The organism is Bacteroides sp. 2201st1_D9_2201SCRN_220225 (genome assembly GCF_040928965.1).
GTDB classification, from domain to species: Bacteria; Bacteroidota; Bacteroidia; order Bacteroidales; family Bacteroidaceae; genus Bacteroides; species Bacteroides stercoris.
The window spans coordinates 124,523-147,505 of record NZ_JBCODG010000001.1; the positions used below are offsets into that span (position 1 = coordinate 124,523).

At 46.8% G+C, this 22,983-nt stretch carries 18 protein-coding genes; 8 read left to right on the plus strand and 10 right to left on the minus strand.

From position 1 onward, the window contains the following. Window positions 1-325: hypothetical protein (locus tag AB5903_RS00615; protein ID WP_368117588.1), on the minus strand; the 325-nt coding region annotated here is incomplete at its 3' end. Window positions 326-480: 155 nt separating this feature from the next. Between AB5903_RS00615 and AB5903_RS00620 the strand changes: the two genes are divergently transcribed. From AB5903_RS00620 to AB5903_RS00645, 6 genes are read left to right on the plus strand one after another with little or no spacing between them, the layout of a single operon-like run. Beyond that, the gene (locus AB5903_RS00620; protein ID WP_008642534.1) at window positions 481-1,668 is read left to right on the plus strand and encodes a reverse transcriptase/maturase family protein; all 1,188 of its coding nucleotides are present in this window, start codon (window positions 481-483) and stop codon (window positions 1,666-1,668) included. Then, on the plus strand, window positions 1,631-2,059 hold the full coding sequence (locus tag AB5903_RS00625; protein WP_005650561.1) for a hypothetical protein: 429 nt from the start codon (window positions 1,631-1,633) through the stop codon (window positions 2,057-2,059). The genes AB5903_RS00620 and AB5903_RS00625 overlap by 38 nt, the downstream gene beginning before the upstream one ends. Continuing rightward, window positions 2,056-2,436, plus strand: coding sequence for a hypothetical protein (locus AB5903_RS00630; protein ID WP_005650559.1), 381 nt, complete (start codon window positions 2,056-2,058; stop codon window positions 2,434-2,436). The genes AB5903_RS00625 and AB5903_RS00630 overlap by 4 nt, the downstream gene beginning before the upstream one ends. Further along, window positions 2,433-3,032, plus strand: coding sequence for a hypothetical protein (locus AB5903_RS00635; protein WP_226766607.1), 600 nt, complete (start codon window positions 2,433-2,435; stop codon window positions 3,030-3,032). The genes AB5903_RS00630 and AB5903_RS00635 overlap by 4 nt, the downstream gene beginning before the upstream one ends. Then, window positions 3,029-3,625, plus strand: a complete 597-nt coding sequence (locus AB5903_RS00640) for an N-acetylmuramoyl-L-alanine amidase (protein WP_005650556.1) — start codon at window positions 3,029-3,031, stop codon at window positions 3,623-3,625. The genes AB5903_RS00635 and AB5903_RS00640 overlap by 4 nt, the downstream gene beginning before the upstream one ends. After that, window positions 3,615-4,232, plus strand: coding sequence for a DUF6549 family protein (locus tag AB5903_RS00645; RefSeq protein ID WP_044300298.1), 618 nt, complete (start codon window positions 3,615-3,617; stop codon window positions 4,230-4,232). The genes AB5903_RS00640 and AB5903_RS00645 overlap by 11 nt, the downstream gene beginning before the upstream one ends. Before the next feature lie 460 nt (window positions 4,233-4,692). Here the strand turns inward: AB5903_RS00645 and secDF are convergent, their stop codons facing one another. The 5 genes from secDF to AB5903_RS00670 all read right to left on the minus strand — a co-directional run bounded on the left by secDF (window position 4,693) and on the right by AB5903_RS00670 (window position 12,590). After that, window positions 4,693-7,701, minus strand: coding sequence for a protein translocase subunit SecDF (secDF, locus tag AB5903_RS00650; protein WP_005655384.1), 3,009 nt, complete (start codon window positions 7,699-7,701; stop codon window positions 4,693-4,695). An 83-nt stretch (window positions 7,702-7,784) separates the two neighbouring features. Continuing rightward, window positions 7,785-9,869: a M3 family metallopeptidase gene (locus AB5903_RS00655; RefSeq protein ID WP_272710007.1), complete on the minus strand. Its 2,085-nt coding sequence runs from the start codon at window positions 9,867-9,869 to the stop codon at window positions 7,785-7,787. Between the two features lie 58 nt (window positions 9,870-9,927). After that, window positions 9,928-11,028 (minus strand): endonuclease/exonuclease/phosphatase family protein, encoded by a 1,101-nt coding sequence (locus AB5903_RS00660; RefSeq protein WP_272710012.1) that lies wholly within the window; start codon window positions 11,026-11,028, stop codon window positions 9,928-9,930. A gap of 7 nt (window positions 11,029-11,035) precedes the next feature. Then, window positions 11,036-11,926 (minus strand): rhomboid family intramembrane serine protease, encoded by an 891-nt coding sequence (locus tag AB5903_RS00665; RefSeq protein WP_272710008.1) that lies wholly within the window; start codon window positions 11,924-11,926, stop codon window positions 11,036-11,038. Then, complete coding sequence (locus tag AB5903_RS00670) at window positions 11,907-12,590, minus strand: rhomboid family intramembrane serine protease (protein ID WP_272710009.1); 684 nt, start codon at window positions 12,588-12,590, stop codon at window positions 11,907-11,909. The genes AB5903_RS00665 and AB5903_RS00670 overlap by 20 nt, the downstream gene beginning before the upstream one ends. A 203-nt stretch (window positions 12,591-12,793) precedes the next feature. Here AB5903_RS00670 and AB5903_RS00675 point away from each other — a divergent pair, with 203 nt between their 5' ends. Together AB5903_RS00675 and argS are read left to right on the plus strand one after the other, a co-directional pair. After that, complete coding sequence (locus tag AB5903_RS00675) at window positions 12,794-13,060, plus strand: HU family DNA-binding protein (RefSeq protein WP_005655377.1); 267 nt, start codon at window positions 12,794-12,796, stop codon at window positions 13,058-13,060. Window positions 13,061-13,166: 106 nt separating this feature from the next. Then, window positions 13,167-14,984: an arginine--tRNA ligase gene (gene argS, locus AB5903_RS00680; RefSeq protein ID WP_060385674.1), complete on the plus strand. Its 1,818-nt coding sequence runs from the start codon at window positions 13,167-13,169 to the stop codon at window positions 14,982-14,984. Window positions 14,985-15,055: 71 nt separating this feature from the next. On the opposite strand, the gene topA is transcribed toward argS, so the two are convergent. The 4 genes from topA to AB5903_RS00700 form a co-directional block, all read right to left on the minus strand. Continuing rightward, entirely contained in the window at window positions 15,056-17,404 is a 2,349-nt protein-coding gene (topA, locus tag AB5903_RS00685) for a type I DNA topoisomerase (protein WP_117902274.1), read from the minus strand. 135 nt (window positions 17,405-17,539) lie between these two features. Beyond that, the gene (locus tag AB5903_RS00690) at window positions 17,540-19,204 is read right to left on the minus strand and encodes a TonB-dependent receptor (RefSeq protein WP_368117589.1); all 1,665 of its coding nucleotides are present in this window, start codon (window positions 19,202-19,204) and stop codon (window positions 17,540-17,542) included. A 9-nt stretch (window positions 19,205-19,213) separates the two neighbouring features. Beyond that, entirely contained in the window at window positions 19,214-22,246 is a 3,033-nt protein-coding gene (locus AB5903_RS00695) for a tetratricopeptide repeat protein (RefSeq protein WP_272710011.1), read from the minus strand. Between the two features lie 77 nt (window positions 22,247-22,323). Beyond that, complete coding sequence (locus tag AB5903_RS00700) at window positions 22,324-22,848, minus strand: NUDIX domain-containing protein (RefSeq protein ID WP_016660862.1); 525 nt, start codon at window positions 22,846-22,848, stop codon at window positions 22,324-22,326. Between the last annotated feature and the right edge of the window lie 135 nt (window positions 22,849-22,983).

Sequence of the window (22,983 nt, forward strand, 5' to 3'; positions counted from 1 at the left end):
CTAAAAACATAACAGGGTTGTGGCGGCTGGTGCCCTTTTGTCTGCTAATGCGAATAATGGTGCGAATGCGGGTTTCGGTTTTCTGAATGCGAATTATCGTTCCTCGATTGCGACTGCGCACATTGGGTTCCGCTTGTGCCGTTTTTGACGGACTGCAAAACTCGGTGAACGGAGCAACGAAAATGGCGTTGGATTGAAAAAAATAAAAACATAACAGGGTTGTGGCGGCTGGTGCCCTTTTGTCTGCTAATGCGAATAATGGTGCGAATGCGGGTTTCGGTTTTCTGAATGCGAATAATCGTTCCTCGAATGCGAATGCGAACATTGGGTTCCGCTTTTACCGTGGTTTCAACTTATAACTGTTGCTGCCACGCCCTTACCTCACAGGGACTATCGGCACGTCTGATAGTTGGTAAAATAATATGGATTAGGACGGTGCAAGTAAGTAATTGAAAGCTCTGTTTTAGAACAACGGCACAAATGGGTGTAGTAAAGACTGAATACGGGTTATGTTATACGGCTGATACCTGCTTTAATCAATACTCGGATTTTGAGGATTGCGGTTTATATGTCGGTGATACAGGAAAGATATTCATTTCCCAAGCTAAGAAAATTAAGAATGTTTATCACTTGATATATGAATGCTCCAACCTCATACGGGCGCAATATAAGGCACAGCAAGGCAAAGGAGAGCGTACCGAAATATCCAAGTTCAATGAGAACATTTTGGAGAATTTGGATAGCTTGTACTGGGACTTGCGCAATGAAACTTATACCCCCGGTGAATATCGGATTAAGGTTATATATGAGCCGAAAGAAAGGGTGATTATGATTGCCCCGTTCTTCCCGGACAGGATAGTACACCATTGCATTATCAATGTGTTGGGGCGTTACTGGACTAACTTCTTCATTGCGAATACATACGCTTGTATCAAAGGGCGTGGTATTCATAAATGTATGGAGGATGTGCATACGGCTTTAATCATAGACAGAAAAGGTACAAGGTTCTGTTTGAAGATTGACATCAAGAAGTTCTATGATAACATAGACCACGCAGCATTGAAAAGGATAATCCGCTACACTATAGCGGATGAACAACTGTTAAGGCTGTTGGATAAGATAATAGATAGTAACGGTAAAGACAAGGGGCTGCCAATAGGCAATTTCACAAGTCAATATTTGGCTAATCTCTATTTAGCATATTTCGACCATTGGGTTAAAGAAGAACTGGCTAAGATAGTGATGAAGCGTTTTGGGGTGAAAATCTACTACTATCGCTATATGGATGATATGGTGATACTATGCGCTGACAAAGAGGCACTGCATTTCGTACTCGACATGATGGGGCTTTACTTGGGTGGCGAATTGAAAGTAGAGATTAAAAGCAACTGGCAGATATTCCCGGTTGATGCTCGTAGCATTGATTATGTGGGATTCAAACAAAACCATTACGGCATATTGCTAAGAAGCGGTATTCTGAAAAGGTTTTATAAGAAATTCCACCGCACCATCAATAAATACGAAATCAAAGATGAAACGGATATTAAACACTTCTTCCCATCTGAATATGGCTGGATAATCAGATGCTCGGAGGAACACAGTAAATTCATTTTTAATAATTGTTTGAACGATGGAAGCAAATGTTTTGACTACAGGGCTGCTGGCTAAGACTAAGCCGGAGGTGATAGATTCTCTTAATAACGGGCAGGGAACGTTCCTTTATAACCATAACATCAAAGAGGTTAAGGTTATTGCAGACAAAGAGGGTGGCATTGAGATTACGACTGATGCGGAACGTGCCACAGGCACGATGTTCCAATATGACAGCGTGAGGGTGGAATATCCAAAAACGGCTGATAATATTTTCAGCACGTTGCTTACTGCAAGATACCCGGCTAAGACAGAAAGTAAGCTGGTAAACGAATATCAGTCTGCCATGCTGGGCTTGCTTGCCGAAAGTGCGAAATCCCCCTATGAGAACTTTTTGAAAGACCGTTTGGCTATCCGTGAAATGGTGGATGCCGATTGTGAAACCTATAATATACCGATGGACTTATGAACGAGGTAATGGACTTTGAGGAAACCGAATCCTTGAATGAAGATATTTTCGATTGTGAATACACCTCAGTAGATGCCGTGATTAATGAGGTCACGGTGTTTACGGGATGTAAGGAAAGACAGACAGAGAACGGAACGAGAACACTAATCGCCTATGGCGAGGGTATCGGTGCATCCGCTTTCTATACTGATAGTAAGAAGTTGAAAGATGTTGTTTTAGACCCGAAGCGCAAATATCCATTTCGTGCCGTAATCAAAGTGGTACGCTATGGAACGATGTACGGGTTTAAGTTCTTTCCACCGAATACTCCAATCACGCAGGAGGATAGGGATAACTTTGAGTATTACAAGCGAAACAAGTATAAGAAAAACCGATGATGGAAGAAAGTTTGAAAGTAGCACAAGGCATAAGCGATTTTGGCTTTATGGTGATAGTGTGCGCTGTGTTTCTCTGTTTGGCGGCTGCACTTATGGTAGCTTGTTTCAAGTGGTTCAAGTCTATCATTAACGACATGATTAAAAGCAATCAGTCTATGGTAGCCGAACTTCTGACGGAAACCAAAACCCAAAATGATATGCTCACTGACATTGCAGAGGGGTTAAGACCCGAAACGCAGTTGCGGATAAAAAACATATCAAGCATTTACTTTGACCTTGCCGTTGAGAGGGTTTGCCGTATAATAAAGAAAGTGCGTGAAGAAAACCACATCGCAGACCGTGAAGCCACGAAAGCGAAAGTACACACCTTGATTATGAATATGCACGAGGACAGAAACAGCCGATTTGATGCATATTCGTATCGAGGGAAACGATTGTCAAGCTACACTTCGCCCGAATGGATTGAATGGGTAGAGCAATGTGTGTTGTCAGAGGTTTATGCGGAAACGGTGAACAATGGCAGAGCTTATACCAATGTACAAATGGTATATGACAGAATTAAAATAGATTTTTACCATAAATTGAATCAAGAATGAAGATACTTATAGACAATGGGCATGGAGAAAATACACCGGGTAAACGCAGCCCGGATGGAACTTTCAGGGAGTATGCCTATACAAGAGAAATTGCGGATGAAGTCGTGCGTGAACTGGCTAAACGTGGCTATGTAGCGGAACGCATTGTTAAGGAGAACTTGGACGTGCCTTTGGCTGAACGTGCAAGGCGTGTGAACGAGATTTGCGCCCGATATGGAGCTAATAACGTGTTGCTTGTTTCCATCCACTGCAATGCTGCCGGGAATGGCGAATGGATGAATGCCCGTGGATGGTCTGCCTATACCACTAAGGGCAAAACGAAAGCTGACGAACTGGCAAACCGAATGTATGATGCTGCCGCTTGCTTTATTACCGGGCAAAAGATTAGGCGTGACTATTCGGATGGCGACCCGGATTGGGAGGAAAATTTTTACATCCTTTCCAAGACGAAATGCCCGGCTGTATTGACGGAAAATTTCTTCATGGATAACAAGGAAGATATTGCTTACCTTACATCTATGGAGGGGAAACAAAACATTGTGAACACCCACGTAGAGGGTATAATCCAATACATCAAGGAATATGAGAAATAAAGCGTTTTTGATATTAATCGCCCTCTGTGGGCTTTTGATGGCGGCTACCTTTGGGCTATGGGCTTATTGTTCCAAGTTGAAATCAGAAAAGGAAAGATTGGATGGCAACCAAACCGCCTTGTTGGAGAAAATAAAATTTTACCAAACAGAATCCGGAAAATCCGCTGCTTCTGTACAGGCATTGACTTTATCCAAGTCTGAGGTGGAAAAGCATTGTGCCGACTTGACGAATACCGTTAAGGAACTTGACTTGAAAGTAAAGAGGTTACAAGCGGCTTCCACGAATGCAACAAAAACGGAGGTGGAGGTACAAACCATAGTTAAGGATAGCATTATATACCGTGATACATCCTATCTTAAAGTCCAAGCAATACGATGGAAAGACCCGTGGATAAATGTTGATGGCTTAATCATGCCCGATAAGAAACTGGATTTACGCATACAATCTGTAGATACCCTATTTCAAGTAGTGCATAGAGTGCCTAAGCAATGGTTGTTTTTCCGATGGGGAACAAAGGCTATTAGGCAAGAAGTTGTAAGTAGCAATCCCCATACCAAAATAGTGTATTCGGAATATATAGAATTGAAGAAACGGAAAAAGAAATGATTAGGTGTTAGTAATAGAGTAGAACTTTTGTTCTGAGCCGGGTTCGCTGTGAAGTGCGCCCGGTTTTTCTTTGTCCTTTGAAATAAAAGTCATATCTTTGCAGTACCGATTCTGAAAATCGGTGTTGCATTGTACCCCTGTATTCTTCTTTTGGAGAGGCAGGGGTATTCAACAAAAATGCAAAAGTTCTACTATAGTTCTACGAAAAATTGAAATAGTCTCGCAAGTGACTGATACTCAAAGTTGGATTAGAAGTTTCCTAAACTTTAGATAGGGGTTCGATTCCCCTCGGAGCTACGAAAGGATGTCTGTTATGATACGGACGTCCTTTTTTTGTGTGCGGAACTTCCTGCTGCTGTAGAGGAGTATCCGTAAAATTCTGTAGAAAAGAGAAAGAGGAAACCCCGTCACACCGGGATTTCCTCTTTCTCTTATTTTTATCCTATTTATATAATAGGAATTATTTTGCTTCTTCAACAGCTACTGCCTGTTCTGTATCTTTTTTGTTCTTCATCAGCATGTAAGCGATAGGAGATGCAACGAACAGAGAAGACAGTGTACCGAATACAACACCCAGAATCATGGCGAACGCGAAGCTGCGGATGGAATCACCACCGAGGATGAAGATACACAGCAATACAATCAACGTACTCAGTGAGGTATTGATGGTACGTGCCAGAGTCGTGTTCAGTGAATCGTTGAACAATACTTTCTTGTTGCGTTTCGGATAGAGACCGAAGAACTCGCGTACACGGTCGAAGATTACCACCTTATCGTTGATTGAGTAACCGATAGCCGTCAGGATAGCACCGATAAACGTCTGGTCGATTTCCAAAGAGAACGGCAGGATGCCCCAGAACATGGAGTAGGCGCCCAAAATGATAATCGTGTCGCAGGCCAGTGCACATACGGAACCGATAGAGTAGGCAATGTTGCGGAAACGGAGCAGAATGTACAGACCGATAGCAATCAATGCCAATACAACAGACCAGATAGCGGATACCTTGATGTCGTCTGCAATACTCGGACCTACTTTCTGTGAGCTGATGATACTGCCGCCCGTATGGTTCTCACGGTCGATGAAGGTTTCCAGCGTGATATTCTGGGTCAGCAACGGCTTCAGGGTCTCGTACAGGTATGCTTCGATTTCGGAGTCGATGTTGTTACCTTCTTCTTCGATACGGTAGTTGGTACTGATACGTACGGTCTTGCCGTCAGCACCGATAGCGATGACACTGACATTGGCATCGCCGAACTTGCTGGAAATCAATTCGCGTACCTGTTCGGGTTCTACCTTGTTCTCAAACTGTACCTTGAAGTTACGTCCGCCGGTGAAGTCGATGCTCTGGCTCAAACCGCGGATGCTGAGGAAGCCGATGCAAACTACAACCGCTACACCTGCCAGCGTCATCCAGAGTTTGTTTCTGCCCATGAAGTCGAAGTGTACATTCGCCATCAGGTTCTTGGAGATTCCCGTAGAGAATGTCAGGTTCAGCAACTTGTCTTTGTTCATGAAGTGCTCGTAGAACAAACGTGTCATGAACACAGCGGTAAAGAATGAAATCAGGATACCGATAATCAGTGTCGTGGCGAAACCGCGGATAGGACCGGTACCGAAGTTGAACAGGATGATACCTGTGATGATAGATGTCAGGTTAGAGTCGAAGATTGCGGAGAAAGCATTGGAGTAACCGTCGGCAAGTGCTTTCTTGACACCTTTACCTGCACGCAACTCTTCTTTGGTACGTTCGTAAATCAATACGTTGGCATCCACAGCCATACCGAGCGACAGTACCATACCGGCAATACCGGACATCGTCAGAGCTGCCTGGAAGGATGAGAGGATACCCAGTGTGAAGAACAAGTTCAATATCAGAGCGCCGTTGGCAACCATACCCGGGATGAAACCGTACATGGAGCACATGTAAATCATCAACAGAATCAATGCCACAACGAATGACATGATACCGGCGTTGATGGATGCCTGTCCCAAAGACGGACCTACGATGTCTTCCTGTACGATGTGGGCAGGAGCCGGCATCTTACCTGATTTCAATACGTTTGCCAAGTCTTTTGCCTGTTCGGGAGTGAAGTGACCGGTGATTTGTGAGTTACCGCCGGTGATTTCCTGATTTACGTTCGGTGCGGAGTATACATAGCCGTCCAGTACAATGGCGATGGCTTTACCTACATTCTGTTTGGTGAGTTGTGCCCAACGGCGTGCACCGTCCGTATTCATAGACATGCTTACGGCAGGTTTGCCATAGTGGTCGAATTCGTCTTTGGCGTTTACAACTACGTCACCTTCCAGCGGAGCGCGTCCGTTACGTTCGGTAGACTTGATGGCGTACAATTCGAAAGTCTGTGCTTTCGGGTCGTATTCAAAAGGAGAAACACCCCACTTCAGGCGCAGGTCTTTCGGCATTTCAGCCTGAATTTCCGGCATGGAGAGGTATTTGTTGATATCAGCGGTATCCTTGTAGTTTGCATAACCTACAACAGGGCCTTGACCGCTGGGATTTACCTGAAGAACTGCCAGCAGCGGATGTTCTTTCTTGATTTGCTCAAGGTCGGCAGCCTGTGTTTTGCTTTCACCTTTCAGTGCTGCGGCAAGGCTGTCGGTAGTGCTGGTAGCTTGCGCTACGGCGGGAGCTTCGGCAGCTACGCTGTCTGTTGCTTCTGCTGCGTCTTCTGTGGTAGCCAGGATTGCACGCAATTTGGCATCAGCCGATTGCAGGTACGAAGCAACGTCTTTTGCGTTGTATGTTTCCCAGAATTCCAGGTTGGCAGAACCTTGTAGCAATTTTCTTACACGTTCAGGCTCTTTGATACCCGGAAGTTCCACCATGATACGTCCCATTTTGTCTTCCAGGCTCTGGATGTTGGGCTGAACCACACCGAAGCGGTCGATACGGGTACGGAGTACGTTGAATGAGTTGTCAACGGCTGCCTTTACTTCTTCGCGCAATACTTTTTCAACTTCTGCATCGGAAGATTTCTGGTTTACCTTGTCCTTTAGCTGTTGGGTAGCGAACAGTTGTGAGAGTGAAGCATCCGGAGCGATTCTGTGATACTCTCTGATGAACAACGTGATAACGTCGTCCTGGCTGGTAGTAGCCTGTTTTGCCGCAGTGGCCAGTGCCTGGTTGAATGCTTCGTCAGACTTGTTGTCCGCCAATGCCTTGATGACATCGGGTACCGACACTTCCAGGATGACGTTCATACCACCCTTCAAGTCCAAACCTAAACTGATCTCCATTTCACGACATTGTTTCAGCGTCCAATTGCCGAACCACACTTTCTCGTTTGACAGAGAATCGAGGTAGTCCTGTTCTACTTTCACATCGCCTTTTGCGAACTCTTTAGCCTTATGGGCGTAATGGCGGGTCACAAAAGAGAAGGAGAGATAGAACACACACACCAGTGTGAGCAATATCGCAAAAACCCTTACAAATCCTTTGTTTTGCATGTTACTTTTAGTTTATTATGATTACTTTTTAATTGATTTCTATTGTATATAAGGCTGCAAATATAGCTTTTTTTTCACAATTCTTACTTCATACCGCGATTTTTTAACATCGGCTCTAATTGCGGTTCTGACCCTCTGAAATTCTTGTAGAGTGTCATCGGGTCTTCGCTGTCTCCTTTTTCCAGCACATTGCGGCGGAAAAGGTCGGCGGTTGCCTTGTCGAAAATGCCGTGTTCCTTGAATGCCTCAAAAGCATCGTTGTCCAGCACGTTTGCCCACAGATAGCTGTAATAGCCTGCGGCATAGCCGCCTATGATGTGATTGAAATAGGTGGTGCGGTAGCGGGGAGCTATTTCGGGGATTAAACCGAGTTGGTCCATAGCTTCTTTTTCATAGGCTACGACATCGATACCTTTCGTATCCGTCAGGTTGTGCAGGTTCATGTCGAGAATGGCGGCTGCCAGCAACTCGGTGGTCATGAAACCCTGGTTGAATGTCTTTTGTTTCAGTATCTTTTCGATGAGGCTGTCGGGGATGACTTCGCCGGTCTGGTAATGTCTGGCGTACATCTTCAATACCTCGGGTTCAGTGGCCCAATGTTCGTTGATTTGTGACGGAAGTTCTACGAAATCGCGCACTACATTCGTGCCGGAAACGCCCAGGTAGTTGCATTTGGTCAGCAGTCCGTGCAGTCCGTGGCCGAATTCATGGAAAAGGGTTTCCACTTCATCCATTGTGAGCAGGGAGGGGGTATCGCCAACGGGTTTGGTGAAGCTGGCTACGTTGCACACCAACGGACGGATGTCGCCTTTCTGTTCGCGGTAGTTGCTCATCCATGCTCCGCCGCTCTTGCCGGGACGCGGGAAGTAGTCTACGTAGAAGATGCCCAGTTGCGAGCCGTCTGCATCTTTTACCTCGAAGACTTCTACATCGGGATGATAGACAGGGATATTGTTGAGTTTTGTCAGCGTGATGCCATAGAGTTTGTTGGCAACGGCAAAAGCGCCTTCGCGTACGTTTTCCAATTTGAAGTAGGGTTTGATCTGGTCCTCTTCGAGGTTATACTTTTCTTTGCGGAGCTTCTCGGTATAATACCACCAGTCCCAGGCTTCCAGCTTCTCGCCTTTGCCTTCTTTGTCCATCAGCTTCTGGAGTTCGGCAGCTTCGGCCTTGGCTTTAGGCAGGGCATAATTCCACAGGTTGTTCAGGAACTCCATTACTGTGGCCGAATTCTTTGCCATCGTATTGTCCAGTACGAAGTTGGAATAGCAGTCGAAGCCTAACAGGCGGGCTTTTTCGAGACGCAGACTGACGATGTCGGTAATGATTTTCTTGTTATCGTTCTTGTCGTTGTTGTTGCCGCGGTTGATGTAAGCTTTGTATATTTTCTCGCGCAACGGACGGTTGGCTGAATATTGCAGGAACGGGAGACGGCTGGCGTTGTGCAGCGTAAACAGCCATTTGCCTTCCTGTCCGGCTGCTTTTGCTTCTTCGGCAGCGCTTTGGCGGAACCATTCGGGAAGCCCGGCAAGGTCTTCCTGCTTGTCTACAAAGAGCATGAACTCATTGTTTTCGTTCAGGATATTGTTGCTGAAAGTGATGCCCAGCGTGGAGAGCTGCTTGTTTATCTCGCGCAGGCAGGCTTGCTTTTCGGCAGAAAGATTGGCGCCGGAACGTACGAAATCTTTGTATGTTTTGTCCAGAAGTCTTTGTTGTTCGGTGGTCAGGTTTAACGAATCCTTTTTCTGGTAAACGGCCTGTACTTTATTGAATAGCGCCTGGTTAAGCGATATATTGTCTCCATGTTCGGACAGTACCGGAGCGAGCTTTATGGAAAGTTCGTTCAGGGCGTCACTGGTCTCGGCATCCGTCATGTTGAAGAAGATGGCGCTTACTCGGTTGAGTATGGGTGAACTGTTGTCAAAAGCAACGATTACATTTTCAAAATCCGGCGCTTCGGTATTGTCGACAATAGCCCGGATATTGGCATTTTGCTCTTCTATTCCCTGAAGGAATGCCGGTTCGTAGTGTTCCAGCCTGATTTTGTCGAAAGGCGGAACACCGTTCGGGGTTTGAAACTCGGTGAGGAACGGATTGCTTTCCGTTTGGTTGGCACAGGAGTACATCATACAACTTGCAGCTAAAATTAGAATACTTCTTTTAAACATAAAGTCAGAGTATTAGATAATGAGTAGTTTATTGATAATTTCATCTTGGCAGGGAACGTCATTGCCGTTTGGCTATGTAGCACCATATCGGATAATGATCGGACTCTCTTATGGAACGGTCTACCGTACAGTTGTACGACCGCAGGTTCTTGCTGATTAATATGTTGTCTATCCTAAAATAGAATTTGTTCTGGTTGTAGGAGATTCCCAGTCCGCGTCCCGACTGGGTGAAAGCATCATCCAGATTTTGCGCTATGATGCGGTGGGCGTATGAAATGGGAGTGTCGTTGAAATCTCCGCAGACGATGACGGACGGATGCCGGGAAGATGCTATCTCCCGTGCAATGGTGTCTGCCTGCGGGGCGCGGATGGCGGATGCTTCCGCCAGTTTATGCAGCAACAGCCGTGCGCCGCTTTTCACTTTTTCCGTTTCGGGAGCTTTCAATATTTCTTCGTAAATGTCTTTATCGGCCTTTGTCAGTTTGTTGGACTCCAAATGGTTGTTGATAAGGGTAATCGTATCTTCATTCAGTTTGAGTTCATACAGTACGGAGCCGTTGTAGCTGCTTGCATAGTCCAGGACACGTGCGGATAGAATGGGAAATCTGGAGTAACATGCTATCCTGTTGGTATAGCCGCTGCCGCTGCCTACGACGTTGATGCGGCGGTAGGGATAATCTTTCAACTCCCGTTCGATGTCTCTCTGCGTGAGGTGGCGGGGAGATTCGTCGGATGCATATTCCTGCAGGCATAGGATGTCGGCATTGCTCTCTTTCAGATAGGTGAGTATCGGATTCTTCCCGTCTTTTTTGTAAGCACCGTCAAAACCCATAATGTTGTAAGACAGGAGTTTTATGCTGCCTTCGGGAAGCTCGGTGGTGTGAAAATTAAGGGGCAGATAGGTCCGTAGCTGCGAGTAGCATAACAGGAGACCGGTTAACGGCAGCAAAGCTGTCTTGTATCGTTGTATAACCAGCCAGAAAATCAGAAAGCCGCCGTTGATAAGTGCAAAGACCGGAAAGGTCAGTCCGAGACAGGATTGTACCGGATGCGTTGCCGGTTGGATGTAAGGACTGTATGCCACCAACAGCAAAAGACCCGTGAATAAAGCATTGACCGCTACAATCAGCAGGGCGACAAAATTACCGAAATGCTTCATACATACATTATCGTTTACTTGCATCGAACAAGCTCTTCTTTTCTTCCGTTGTGAGACTTTCATATCCGGACTTTTTCAATTTGTCGAGGATACGGTCTATTTCATCGGATTGAGCTTTTTTTCGGGCGTTATAGTTATAATCTTTCTGTCTTTCGGTTCCATAATGGACCTTCATCTTGGGCTTGCGGGGCTTGAAGCTGAACAAGGCAGTGACAGCGTCCAGAGACTTGTTAATCCATGCAGTGATATCCGCGCCTTTGCTGAGGCTGGCTGCAAACCACAGACCTGCCAACGCTCCGCCTAAATGGGCGATATGTCCGCCGGCATTGCTGGATGTGATGAATAACAGGTCTGTTACGATAACAATCAATGCCAGATATTTCAGGCGTACGGTTCCAAAAAGGAAAAGGCGTATCGGGTAGTCAGGTTCCCGATAGGCGGTAGCCGCCACGATAGCGAGTACGGATGCCGATGCTCCCAGCATGAAAGAGTATTCCGTCATCGGATGGAAATAAGGGAAGATGTTGTAGGCGGTCATATAAAGCAGTCCGCCGCAGATTCCGCCTAAGATGTATACTCCCCGTAAGTGTTTGGCAGAGAAAAAGTTCAGGAATAAGGCACCGAACCAATACAGCCAAAGCATATTGAAAAGAATATGCAGGACTCCTGCGTGCATAAACATATACGTCAGGACAGACCAGGGCTGGATGATGAAGCGGGGCAGTGAAGCGGGCAGTTCCAGCCATTCGAACACTCCGCCGAGGCTCCGGTTGAAGAGCTGCAATATGACTCCTGTCAGTGTAGTGAAGATAAATACTCCTACATTGATATAAATCAGTTGGATGTAGATGTTTCCTCTACGGAACGATTCCTTTAAATCAGTTATAATAGTAGCCATTTCCTCTGTCCTTTTTTCTCCAGTACATTATTAGAATGAATCCGAATATCATACCGCCCAAATGTGCAAAGTGCGCCACATTGTCGCCCGGATTGTTGGCAAGTCCCGAGAATAATTCTATCAAGGCATATCCGATAACGAAATACTTGGTTTTGATAGGAAACGGTAGCGGAAAGACGAACATCGGTTGGTTGGGAAACAGCATGCCGAATCCCAGCAAGATGGCATATACGGCCCCGGAGGCTCCGACGGTAGTCATCATGTTGAGATATTCTTCCATGGGGATGATGGAATACCCGGTATTGACACTGTCGTATGCGGAAAGCACCGTTTCGTAATGGATGTATTGTACAAGCTCCTGAATAAGCCCTGCACCGATGCCGCATGCGAGGTAGTAGAACAGGAAGCGTTTCGGCCCCCAGACCTGCTCGAGTATACGGCCGAACATCCAAACGGCAAACATGTTGAAGAACAGATGGGTAAATCCGCCGTGCATGAACATATAAGTAATCAACTGTGCTGCATTGAAATCTCCGGCAAGGAAAAAGTGCAGTCCCAGGTAGTTGTTTAAATCAATGCCGTAACTCTGTGCCACAATTGTGCCGAGAAACATCAGTACATTGATGATTAAAAGGTTTTTGGTTACTGTCGGTATAGTATTCATAATCTGTTTTTTTCGCTTTATTTGGCAAAAATACGAATAAATTCTGTTCTATAACAGAAAAAGGAACTCCTATTCTTTCTTTTTCTCTGTTTTCCGCCCTTTTTTTAATGTTTTTATTTGATATTCAGAATTTTTGCTCTATTTTTGTAGGAAGTAGCATTGGAATTTTTCTTTTGTGTAACAATTAATTAATCATTCGTATTATGAATAAGTCAGAACTTATTAGCGCAATGGCAGCGGAAGGCGGTTTGTCAAAGGCCGATTCAAAAAGAGCATTGGATGCATTTATTGCATCGGTAACAAAAGCATTAAAGGCAGGTGATAAAGTCGCATTGGTTGGCTTTGGCACTTTTTCTGTAATGGAGAGAGCCGGACGCATTGGCATCAATCCGGCAACAAAGAAACCTATTCAGATTGAGGCGAAAAAAGTCGCTAAGTTCAAACCGGGTTCGGAATTGACTATCGAATAAAATCAATCATAAATAAAACTTGAGAAAAGGAGGCGCATACAACGTCTCCTTTTTTATGGAATTAAAAATAGTTCGTATCTTTGTACGCAGAAAATACATTTGAATCATGAATATAGAACAGAAGTTGGTAGCGTCCGTAATGAGCGGACTGAAAGCGCTGTACGGTCAGGATGTTCCGGCTGCACAGATACAGTTGCAGAAAACCAAGAAAGAATTTGAGGGACACCTTACCCTGGTCGTTTTCCCTTTTCTCCGTATGTCTAAAAAAGGACCGGAGCAGACCGCACAGGAAATTGGCGAATATCTGCAGGCAAACGAGCCGTCGGTATCGGCATTCAATGTTATCAAGGGCTTTTTGAACCTGACAATCGCTTCTTCGGCATGGATTGAGTTGCTGAATGGAATTCATGCGGATGCAAAGTACGGCATTGTTGCTGCAACCGATAACTCTCCGCTGGTGATGATTGAGTATTCTTCGCCCAATACCAATAAGCCGCTCCATTTGGGACATGTCCGTAATAATCTGTTGGGCAATGCGTTGGCGAATATCATCTCGGCCAATGGCAACAGGGTGGTTAAGACAAATATAGTGAACGACCGCGGTATTCATATCTGTAAGTCAATGTTGGCTTGGCAGAAGTACGGTAACGGTGAAACTCCCGAATCGTCCGGCAAGAAAGGCGACCATTTGATAGGTGACTATTATGTGGCTTTCGACAAGCATTATAAGGCTGAGGTAAAAGAGCTGATGGCGAAGTTCCAGAGTGAAGGCATGAGCGAAGAAGAGGCCAAGGCAAAAGCCGAAGCGGAATCTCCCTTGATGAAAGAAGCGCGTGAGATGCTGGTGAAGTGGGAAGCCGGCGACCCTGAGGTCCGTACTCTGTGGAAGAAGATGAATGATTGGGTATATGCAGGCTTCGATGAGACCTACCGTATGATGGGCGTTACGTTCGACAAGATTTACTACGAGTCGGAAACTTATCTGGAGGGCAAGGAGAAGGTTATGGAAGGTTTGGAGAAAGGCTTCTTCTACCGCAAAGAAGACGGTTCCGTATGGGCCGACCTGACCGGAGAGGGGCTCGACCACAAATTGCTTCTTCGTGCCGACGGCACTTCTGTTTATATGACCCAGGATATAGGTACGGCCAAATTGCGCTTTGCCGATTTCCCCATTGACAAGATGGTTTATGTGGTAGGCAACGAGCAGAACTACCATTTCCAGGTGCTTTCCATTCTGCTTGATAAGCTGGGCTTCGAATGGGGCAAAGGGTTGGTTCACTTCTCCTACGGTATGGTGGAACTGCCCGAAGGTAAGATGAAGAGCCGTGAGGGTACGGTTGTGGATGCCGATGACTTAATGGCTGAAATGATTAATACCGCTAAGGAAACTTCCGGAGAATTGGGCAAGCTGGATGGTCTGACCCAAGAGGAGGCTGATAATATTGCACGTATTGTCGGTTTAGGCGCATTGAAATATTTCATATTGAAGGTGGATGCCCGCAAGAATATGACGTTCAATCCGAAGGAATCCATTGATTTCAATGGTAATACAGGACCTTTCATCCAGTATACGTATGCCCGTATCCAGTCGGTTCTCCGTAAAGCGAAAGAAGCCGGTATTTCCGTTCCTGCACAACTTCCGGCCGGTATTGAATTGAGCGAGAAAGAGGAAGGCCTGATACAGATGGTTGCAGACTTTGCCGCTATTGTGAAGCAGGCGGGTGAGGATTATAGCCCTTCTTTGATTGCTAACTATACTTACGACCTCGTGAAGGAATACAACCAGTTCTATCATGACTTCAGCATATTGCGTGAGGAGAATGAGGCTGTGAAGATATTCCGTCTTGCCTTGTCCGAGAATGTAGCCAAGGTGGTACGTTTGGGAATGGGATTGCTTGGCATTGAGGTTCCCGACAGAATGTAATCGAGATATTTTATCATATGAAAAAGCCCTCTTTGCAATTTGCGGAGAGGGCTTTCTTTTTTATGGCTTCTTTACTTTTTCTTCTTGGCGTATTTGCCGCGTTTGGCTTTCGGTGCATCGGGATCGCTCTGCAGTTTGATGATTTCCCTGCATGCATCCAGGTTTAAATCCTGCGGGATAATGTCCTTCGGGATTTTGTAGTTGCTGCCTTTATAAGAAATATACGGTCCGTAACGGCCGTTCAATATTTCCAGCTCCGGTTCTTCTTCAAATTTCTTGATATGTTTCTGGGCTTCGGCATCTTTCTTTTCCCGGATGAGCTGAATAGCTTCTGCCAATGTTATTTCCAGCGGATCTATTGTCTTTGGAAGTGAGGTATACATTCCGTTGTTGTGTACATAAGGTCCGTAGCGTCCGGTTCCTATGGTTACTGTCTTGCCTTCATATTCGCCCAGGGTGCGGGGAAGCTTGAACAGTTCCAAAGCTTCTTCCAGTGTTATTGTCTCAATGGACATATCTTTCTTGAGTTGGGCAAAGCGTGGCTTTTCGTTGTCTCCGGCAGTACCGATTTGTACAACGGGACCGAAACGGCCGATTTTTACGGATACCTGTTTGCCGCTGCCCGGTTCTTCGCCTAAGATACGTTCGCCGGCCTTGTGGGCATTCTTGGTGGCAAGCGTGTTTTCCACGGACGGGTGGAAATCTTTATAGAAATCCTTCAGGATGGCGGTCCACTTCTTTTCTCCTTCGGCTATCTCATCGAACTGCTTTTCAACGCTGGCAGTAAAGTTATAGTCGAGTATGTTGGGGAAATATTCCATCAGGAAATCATTGACTACCGTACCTGTATCGGTAGGCATCAATTTGGCTTTTTCGGCTCCTGTAATTTCCGTTTGCGTAACGTCCGTAATCTTGCTGTCCTGCAATGAAAGTATGTTGTAAGAGCGCTCTTCCCCGCTCTTTTCGCCTTTCTCCACATAGCCGCGTTGCTGTATGGTTGAAATGGTAGGGGCGTATGTGGAAGGACGGCCGATACCCAGTTCTTCCAATTTGCGTACAAGGCTGGCTTCGGTGTAACGGGGCGGATGTTGCGTGAAGCGTTCCGTGGCAATAATGCTCTGGTGATGCAAGACCTGTCCTTTCTTCAAAGGGGGCAGCAGACGGGTTTCATCCTCCTGCTCCGTGTCTTCGTCGATGGACTCGCGATACACGTGGAGGAAACCGTCGAATTTTACAACCTCTCCGGTTGCATTGAACGTATCCGCTTCGTTGCTGATGCCGATGCTTACGGTCGTTTTCTCAACTTCCGCATCTGCCATTTGAGAGGCTATCGTGCGCTTCCATATCAGGTCGTACAGTTTTCTTTCCTGCGGCGTACCTTCTATCTTGGCATTTTCCATATACGTAGGGCGAATGGCTTCGTGAGCCTCTTGAGCGCCTTTGGTTTTGGTGGCGAAATGACGCGGATATACATAGCGTTCTCCCATCATGTCGGCAATGACCGCTTTGCTGCTGTTGACCGCCAGTTCGGACAGGTTGACGGAGTCGGTACGCATATAGGTTATCTTTCCCGATTCGTACAGCCGCTGGGCTACCATCATGGTCTGTGCTACTGTAAATCCTAATTTGCGGGCAGCTTCCTGCTGCAAAGTAGATGTAGTGAAAGGAGCGGCAGGGCTTTTTTTCAGCGGCCGGGTAGAAATGTCATGGATGGTGAAAGAGGCTGACCGGCAGCTTTCCAGAAATTTTTGAGCTTCGGCTTTGGTCTTGATACGGCGCGACAGCTCGGCTTTCATTTCCACCGGTTTGCCGTCGGCATCGGGCACGAGGAATACGGCGGTCACCCGATACGATGCTTCCGATTGGAAAGCCTGTATCTCGCGCTCGCGTTCTACGATAAGGCGGACTGCTACCGATTGCACACGCCCGGCAGAGAGTGCGGGTTTCACTTTTTTCCACAATACGGGTGAAAGTTCAAAACCTACGATACGGTCCAGAATACGGCGCGCCTGTTGGGCATCTACCAGATTGATGTCGATATTGCGCGGTTGCTCGATGGCTTTCAGAATGGCGCTTTGGGTGATTTCGTGGAAAACGATACGCTTGGTATGCTCCGGTTGCAGTTTCAGCACTTCGTATAAATGCCATGCAATCGCTTCTCCCTCGCGGTCCTCATCGGATGCCAACCATACGGTTTCCGCTTCCTTGGCTTCGGCTTTCAACTCTTCTACAACCTTTTTCTTATCTCCAGGAATTTCATAATGCGGTTTGAAATCTTTATCAATATCAATACTGAACTCTTTTTTCTTCAAATCGCGTATATGACCGTAACTGGAAAGGACTTTATAGTCTTTCCCGAGGAATTTCTCGATAGTCTTAGCTTTTGCCGGAGACTCGACAATGACAAGGTTTTTCTGCATAAATTTCTGTTTTATAGTGACTCCAGCCACTAATTTGCCCGCAAAAGTAGGAAAAAACAAACTTTCCACCTTATAATATAAGGAGAATTTAGCAAAAATGACCTATTTTGTTGGTTATGTCTTTGATTTTGGCTATTAGAATTTAAAACTTACACCTCCGGTAAAGTTGATGCCTTCGGTGGGGTATCCCCAATAATATTGATAATCCTGGTTTAATAAATTGTCTATGCGAGCGTAAACGGATATGCCTTTAAAGAATTCGTAGTTGCCGCCGGCATAGAGGTTGTTGACCGCATTGACTTTGTTTCCTTCCACCTTCTCGCGCGAAATATGCCTGTAGCCGAGGTTAAGCAGTAAAGCGGATACGGGATGCACATCTATGTGCAAATCAGCTTCAAAGGCCGGTTTGTAAACGAGGGCATAGGCACCGGCATTGGACTGGTTGTCATCCTTTGCATCCCAATTGCGGTAAACTCCGGTAGCGGAGAATGAAAATACGTTCTTATAGCCGTAGCGTATCTCGGCGCCGGCGTAGATGTTGCTTGTGTTCCATTGGCCGATGGAAAGCATCGGACTGTACTCATTGGCAGCGGATTCTAAATCTGCCGGTTGGAAAAACAAATCATCCTTTAAGTTCTGATATCCGCCGTACAGATTCAGCCATAAGCCGATTGCCGGACTGGCTTTGAAGCCGATGGCGGCATTTATTTGTTCGTAAGTGGCATCCGGTTGTGAAGAAACCTGTCCGTACGGGCAGAATGTTTCTAAACGGCGGAAGTCATTTTGCAGTCTCCCGCCTTTGGCCTGTGCATAGAGGATATAACTGTCCGAGAAGTTGTATTCCACTGCTACATCGGGGGCTGCCCGGAATTTCTTTCCGAAACCGAAGGTCATGTCCACCAGGGCGCCGATACGTATTTTCCAATCATCGTTTTCCAAGCGGTAATGCGGGTTCAGACCGAGAGAGGTGTAGTTCTCAAAATGATTGTTCTTGTACAGCACATTGTCCATTGCAAAGCCTATGCCTACGGTCTGTTCGTCTGATATGCCGCCTGTGACCAGTGCTTTGGTGCGGACGATGTATTCCCGGCTGTTCAAGAAACCGGAATCGTATTGACGTTCGTAAAGCATCAGGTTTGTTTCGGCATTGAACCGGAGGGGCAGTTCCGTATCCGTGGATTTCACTCCGAAATGAATGTCACCGGAAATGAACTTCTGTTTTCTGACGGCTGCATCGGGCAGGAAATTGAAGTTGCTCAATCCGAAGTTGCCCGCAACGTTCAGGTCTGCTTTCCTGAAGCGGTGCACATAATCCATATTGGCATGAGTGCGATAGTAGTAGGAATTCCATTTGCCGTCGTTGTCGGGTAAATCGAGTTTGCCGTCCATACCGTTCATCCGGAAATTCAGGTTGAGGCGGTCGCGGTCGGACAATGTGAACAGATAGCCGGCGCGTGCGTCCAGATTGCCATAGTTGCCATAACCCAAACGGATATATCCGGGATGTGTTTTGGCTTGCGTCTCCTTGCCGGTATATGCCTGCATGACAGTTGCAGGTATGGTATTGGCAGGCACGAGAGTTACATCGTATTCCACAGCCTTTTTATTGGCAGTCGGCGCTTCCACTTGGGGGAGCACGTTTATTTTGGACGCATCCGGAATATCGGGGGTATATTCCTGTTCCACAACAACTGTACGGTTTACGGTGGAGTCTTTGGCCTGTTGCTGGGCATGGATGCCCAAAGGTAGGGTTATCAGCGTTATTCCGCTGAGGATATATTGTATTTTTCTCATATTCATTGCATTCTTTTATTTCAGCTTTTCCAGTCTTTCTTGAATCATACGTTCGATATCATCATCGGCATGATAGTTTTGTTGCAAGCTCAGCAGATATTGGCGTGCATCCAGTTTCTTATCCATAGCGACATATACATCGGACAGAAGGATAAAGCTGCGTGCCAGCCAGTAGGCGTGCGGGGTGCTCTGGTCGATGAAGTTCAGTATTTCCTTTTCGGCTGCGGCATACTCACCGGCATTGTACATCAACTGTGCCGACAGATATTTGGCTTCCGCACCGTATAATGTACGGGTGTCTTTTGCCAGAAGCTTCAGGTCGTCTGCCGCCTTTTTCACCGCTTTCTGGTTCAGATAGGCTTTGGCGCGGTAGTATAAGGCTTCATTTTGCAGTTCGGGAGTCAGTTTGGCTTCGGCCAGTAAAGCGGTTGCGGCCTGAATCACTTCTATGTCATCCTTCAAGAGCACGCTGCATCGCAATATGCCGGTGACACCCAGTTGCCGGCGTTCGGCGGTTGTGGCGCGGGCTTGCAGTTGCTTGTAGTCTGCCAGAGCCTGTTTGTACTCCTTGCGGTTGAACAGGATTTCTCCGTGCATCAGCAAGGCCTCTTCCGAATACGGACTGTCCGGATACTCCAACAGTTTGCCGGTATGCTCCAATACACCGGTTTCATCTTTCTGCTCTTTTCCGATGAGGCTCAGATAGTAATGCGCGTTCAGGCTGAAAGCTCCGTTCGGATAGCTTTGCAGGTAACGGGTGAAACTTTCCCTTGCAGGGATGATTTCCCCTTTCATATACACCTTTTCCGCGGCAATATAGGTCAGCGAATCCTGCTCATTGGGTTCAAAGCGGATAGCACCCGGCATTTGGGCGGCAAGCGCAGCAAACTCATCCACGCGGTTGGCTTCCACATAAATGGATTTCAAATCGCGCATGGCAAGACGTGCTTCTTCGCTGCCCGGATATTGGGTGATAACGTATTTATAGGCTTCGATGGCGCGGTTGTAATCATCATTCTGATAGTACAGCAGTCCGATTTCGGTGGCAGCCTTACGACTGACGGGGCTTTCGGGATATTTGTTCAGCAGTTCCCGGAAGGTTGCGATGGCCTGACTGTTATTGCGGCCCTGCACATACGAACGGCCTTTTTCGTAAAGTGCACTGACGGCATAGGGCGAATTCGGATATTTGTCGGCCAGCCGGTTCAGCAGCGTAATCTTTCCATCGTAGTCCTTTTGCAGACCCGACACCAGAGCCAGTTGATAGTAGGAGTAGTCACCGGCAGGCGTACCCAGATTCTCTGCCCGGGTATAGTACTGTTTGGCTTCGTCGAAGCGGCGGACCTGCATGTAGCAGTCGCCGACACGGTTGTACGCATCGGCAAGAACGGTTGCGTCTCCGGCCTTTCTCAGTTGGATGAATTTCAGGAAACGGTCTTGCGCCGTTGCATAATCTTTCTTATGGAAAGCTATGTATGCCAGGTTGTAGTAGGCAAGGGCATACATTTCCGTATTCTTCTGTGGGGTAAGGGACAGATAATCGTTAAAATTACGGGCGGCTTCCTGCATGCGGTTCAGCCGGTAATAGGATTCACCCCGCCAATAAAGGGCATCGGCCTTTGTTTGCAGGTTATACCCGCCTAAGGCAATACTTTGGTTGAAGCAGCCGATTGCCTGCTCAAACTGTGTATTGGCAAAGGATTGGGTACCCAACTGGAACAGAATCTTCTGCTTGGCTTCCAAAATGGCCCTGCCGGGATGCGTAATGCGTTCAATGGACTTGAGTGCGGCATCGTAGCTGCGCGTGTTCATATACACCTCTACCAGGTAGCTGCTTACTTTATCGGCGTATGCGGAGTTGGGAAACTCATTCAGGAAGTTCTCGAATACCGTAACCGACTCGCCGAAAGCAGAGTAGGATGTTTCGTGAATGCAGAGAGCGTTATTGTAGGATGCCTGTTCCTTTATTTTCAAATCGGCATCGGATGCGGCGGCCTGTTCAAATGCCATACGTGCCTTGTTCTTGTCGGCAAGCTGCAAGTAAGCCAATCCCATGTGCAGATATGCGTTTTGTGTAAGCGCATCTTTGTTTGCAGTCACCTCGCCCAGGGTAACCGGAACTTGCGAGTAGACACCCGTCCGGTAGTAGGACATTCCCAGCATATAAAGCGCATCTCTTCTTGGGGCAGGCTCCGCGTTGTCTTTCAGATAGCTGCCGAAAGCTTTTATTGCTTCATGGTACTTGCCGAAATGATAATCGGCTGTACCTTGTATGCGGTACATCTCTCCCGTATATTTCTGGTTGGGGTAAGCGGAGAGATAGTTTTGCGCAACAATTTCCGCTTTGTCATAATTCTTTTTAATCAGATATATTTCCGCGATGTAATAAGGTACGAGCGCCTCGTATTTTGCATTGTCTTGCAGGCTGAGGAAGCCGTTGAGGGCATCGTCGTACCGTTGCTGTGAGTAGCGGATATATGCAAGGTAGTACGTACAGTCTGCTGTATATCTGGAACCGGTGCTGCGCAATGTCTCGAACCAGATGGCGGCTTCTTTCACATTTCCGGTTTTCAGGTAGCAGGTTGCCAGGCGGTAGGTCATGTCATCCCGTTCTTCATTGCTCAGGAGGTCGAGCCGGGATGAATTGAACATGGCGAGTGCATCGTCATATTTTCCCTCGAAGAAATAGGCGGACGCTATGAGGGCGCAGATACGGTTGGCGTGGGGAGTGTCGGGATACGTATCGAGATACTCCCGCAACAACTCTATGCTATTGGGGTTTCTCAGTTCATATTCGGCGCATACCAGCATGTATTCGGCTTCTTCTTTGTTGCCGGCAGCGGATACCGGGGCGCCTTCCGCATCGGTTTGTTTTATAAAAGCCTGTAGGGGAGGCATGGCTGCGGCAAATGCCTTTTGCCGGAACAGACTTTCTCCTTCCTCATACAGCCGTTGCGGCGAAGTGATTTTCCCGCCCGTCTGTGCCGTGGCGAGCAAAGGTGCGCAGCAAAGCGCGGTGCATACTATGCGATAAATTTTATGTTTCATCTTCGGTGGTTATAGAATAGGGCTTTTTTACAAAAATACGGGTTTTGGTTTGAATATGTTCCACTTGTTTGGCTTTTTTAGGATATACCCGCCAGGAACATTTGCAGGCCTTTACGGATGGAGCCCAGCCCGAAATCTTCCGGGTGGATGTCTTTCAGCGGAAGGAAGAAGACTTCCGCCGCATCGTCCATTGCTTCGAAATGCAGGGTATCGGCTACCGTACAGCGGAAAAACAGGTCCAGCGTATGCACGGGAAATCCCGAATAGATATAGATGTTCGGTAATGAAAACAGATATTCGGCTTGTGTCACTGTCATTCCCGTTTCTTCTTTCACTTCGCGCGCAACGCCTTCTTCACCGGTTTCCGCCATGTCTATGAAGCCGCCCGGTAAATCGAGTGTCCCTTTGGCCGGTTCTTTGGCGCGGCGGCACACCAGTAATTCGTTCCGTCCGTTCAATATCAGGGCGACGGTAGCGGCGGAGGAGTTGAAATAGTAGACAAAACCGCAATCCTTGCATTGTTTTGATTTTTCATTATGAATTTCGAAATGCTCCGAACCGCATTTCGGACAATATCTGAATTGAGAAAGAGGATGTTCCATATTTTAAAGCTTTACTGGTTGCAGTAGGCAAATTTAGATATAAATCACGATTTATATGCCAGTGGGATATGAAAAAATCAAGACCACCCCTATCTTTATGGCGTGGAGGTCTCAGTGTGTGAGCCTCAAAATAAA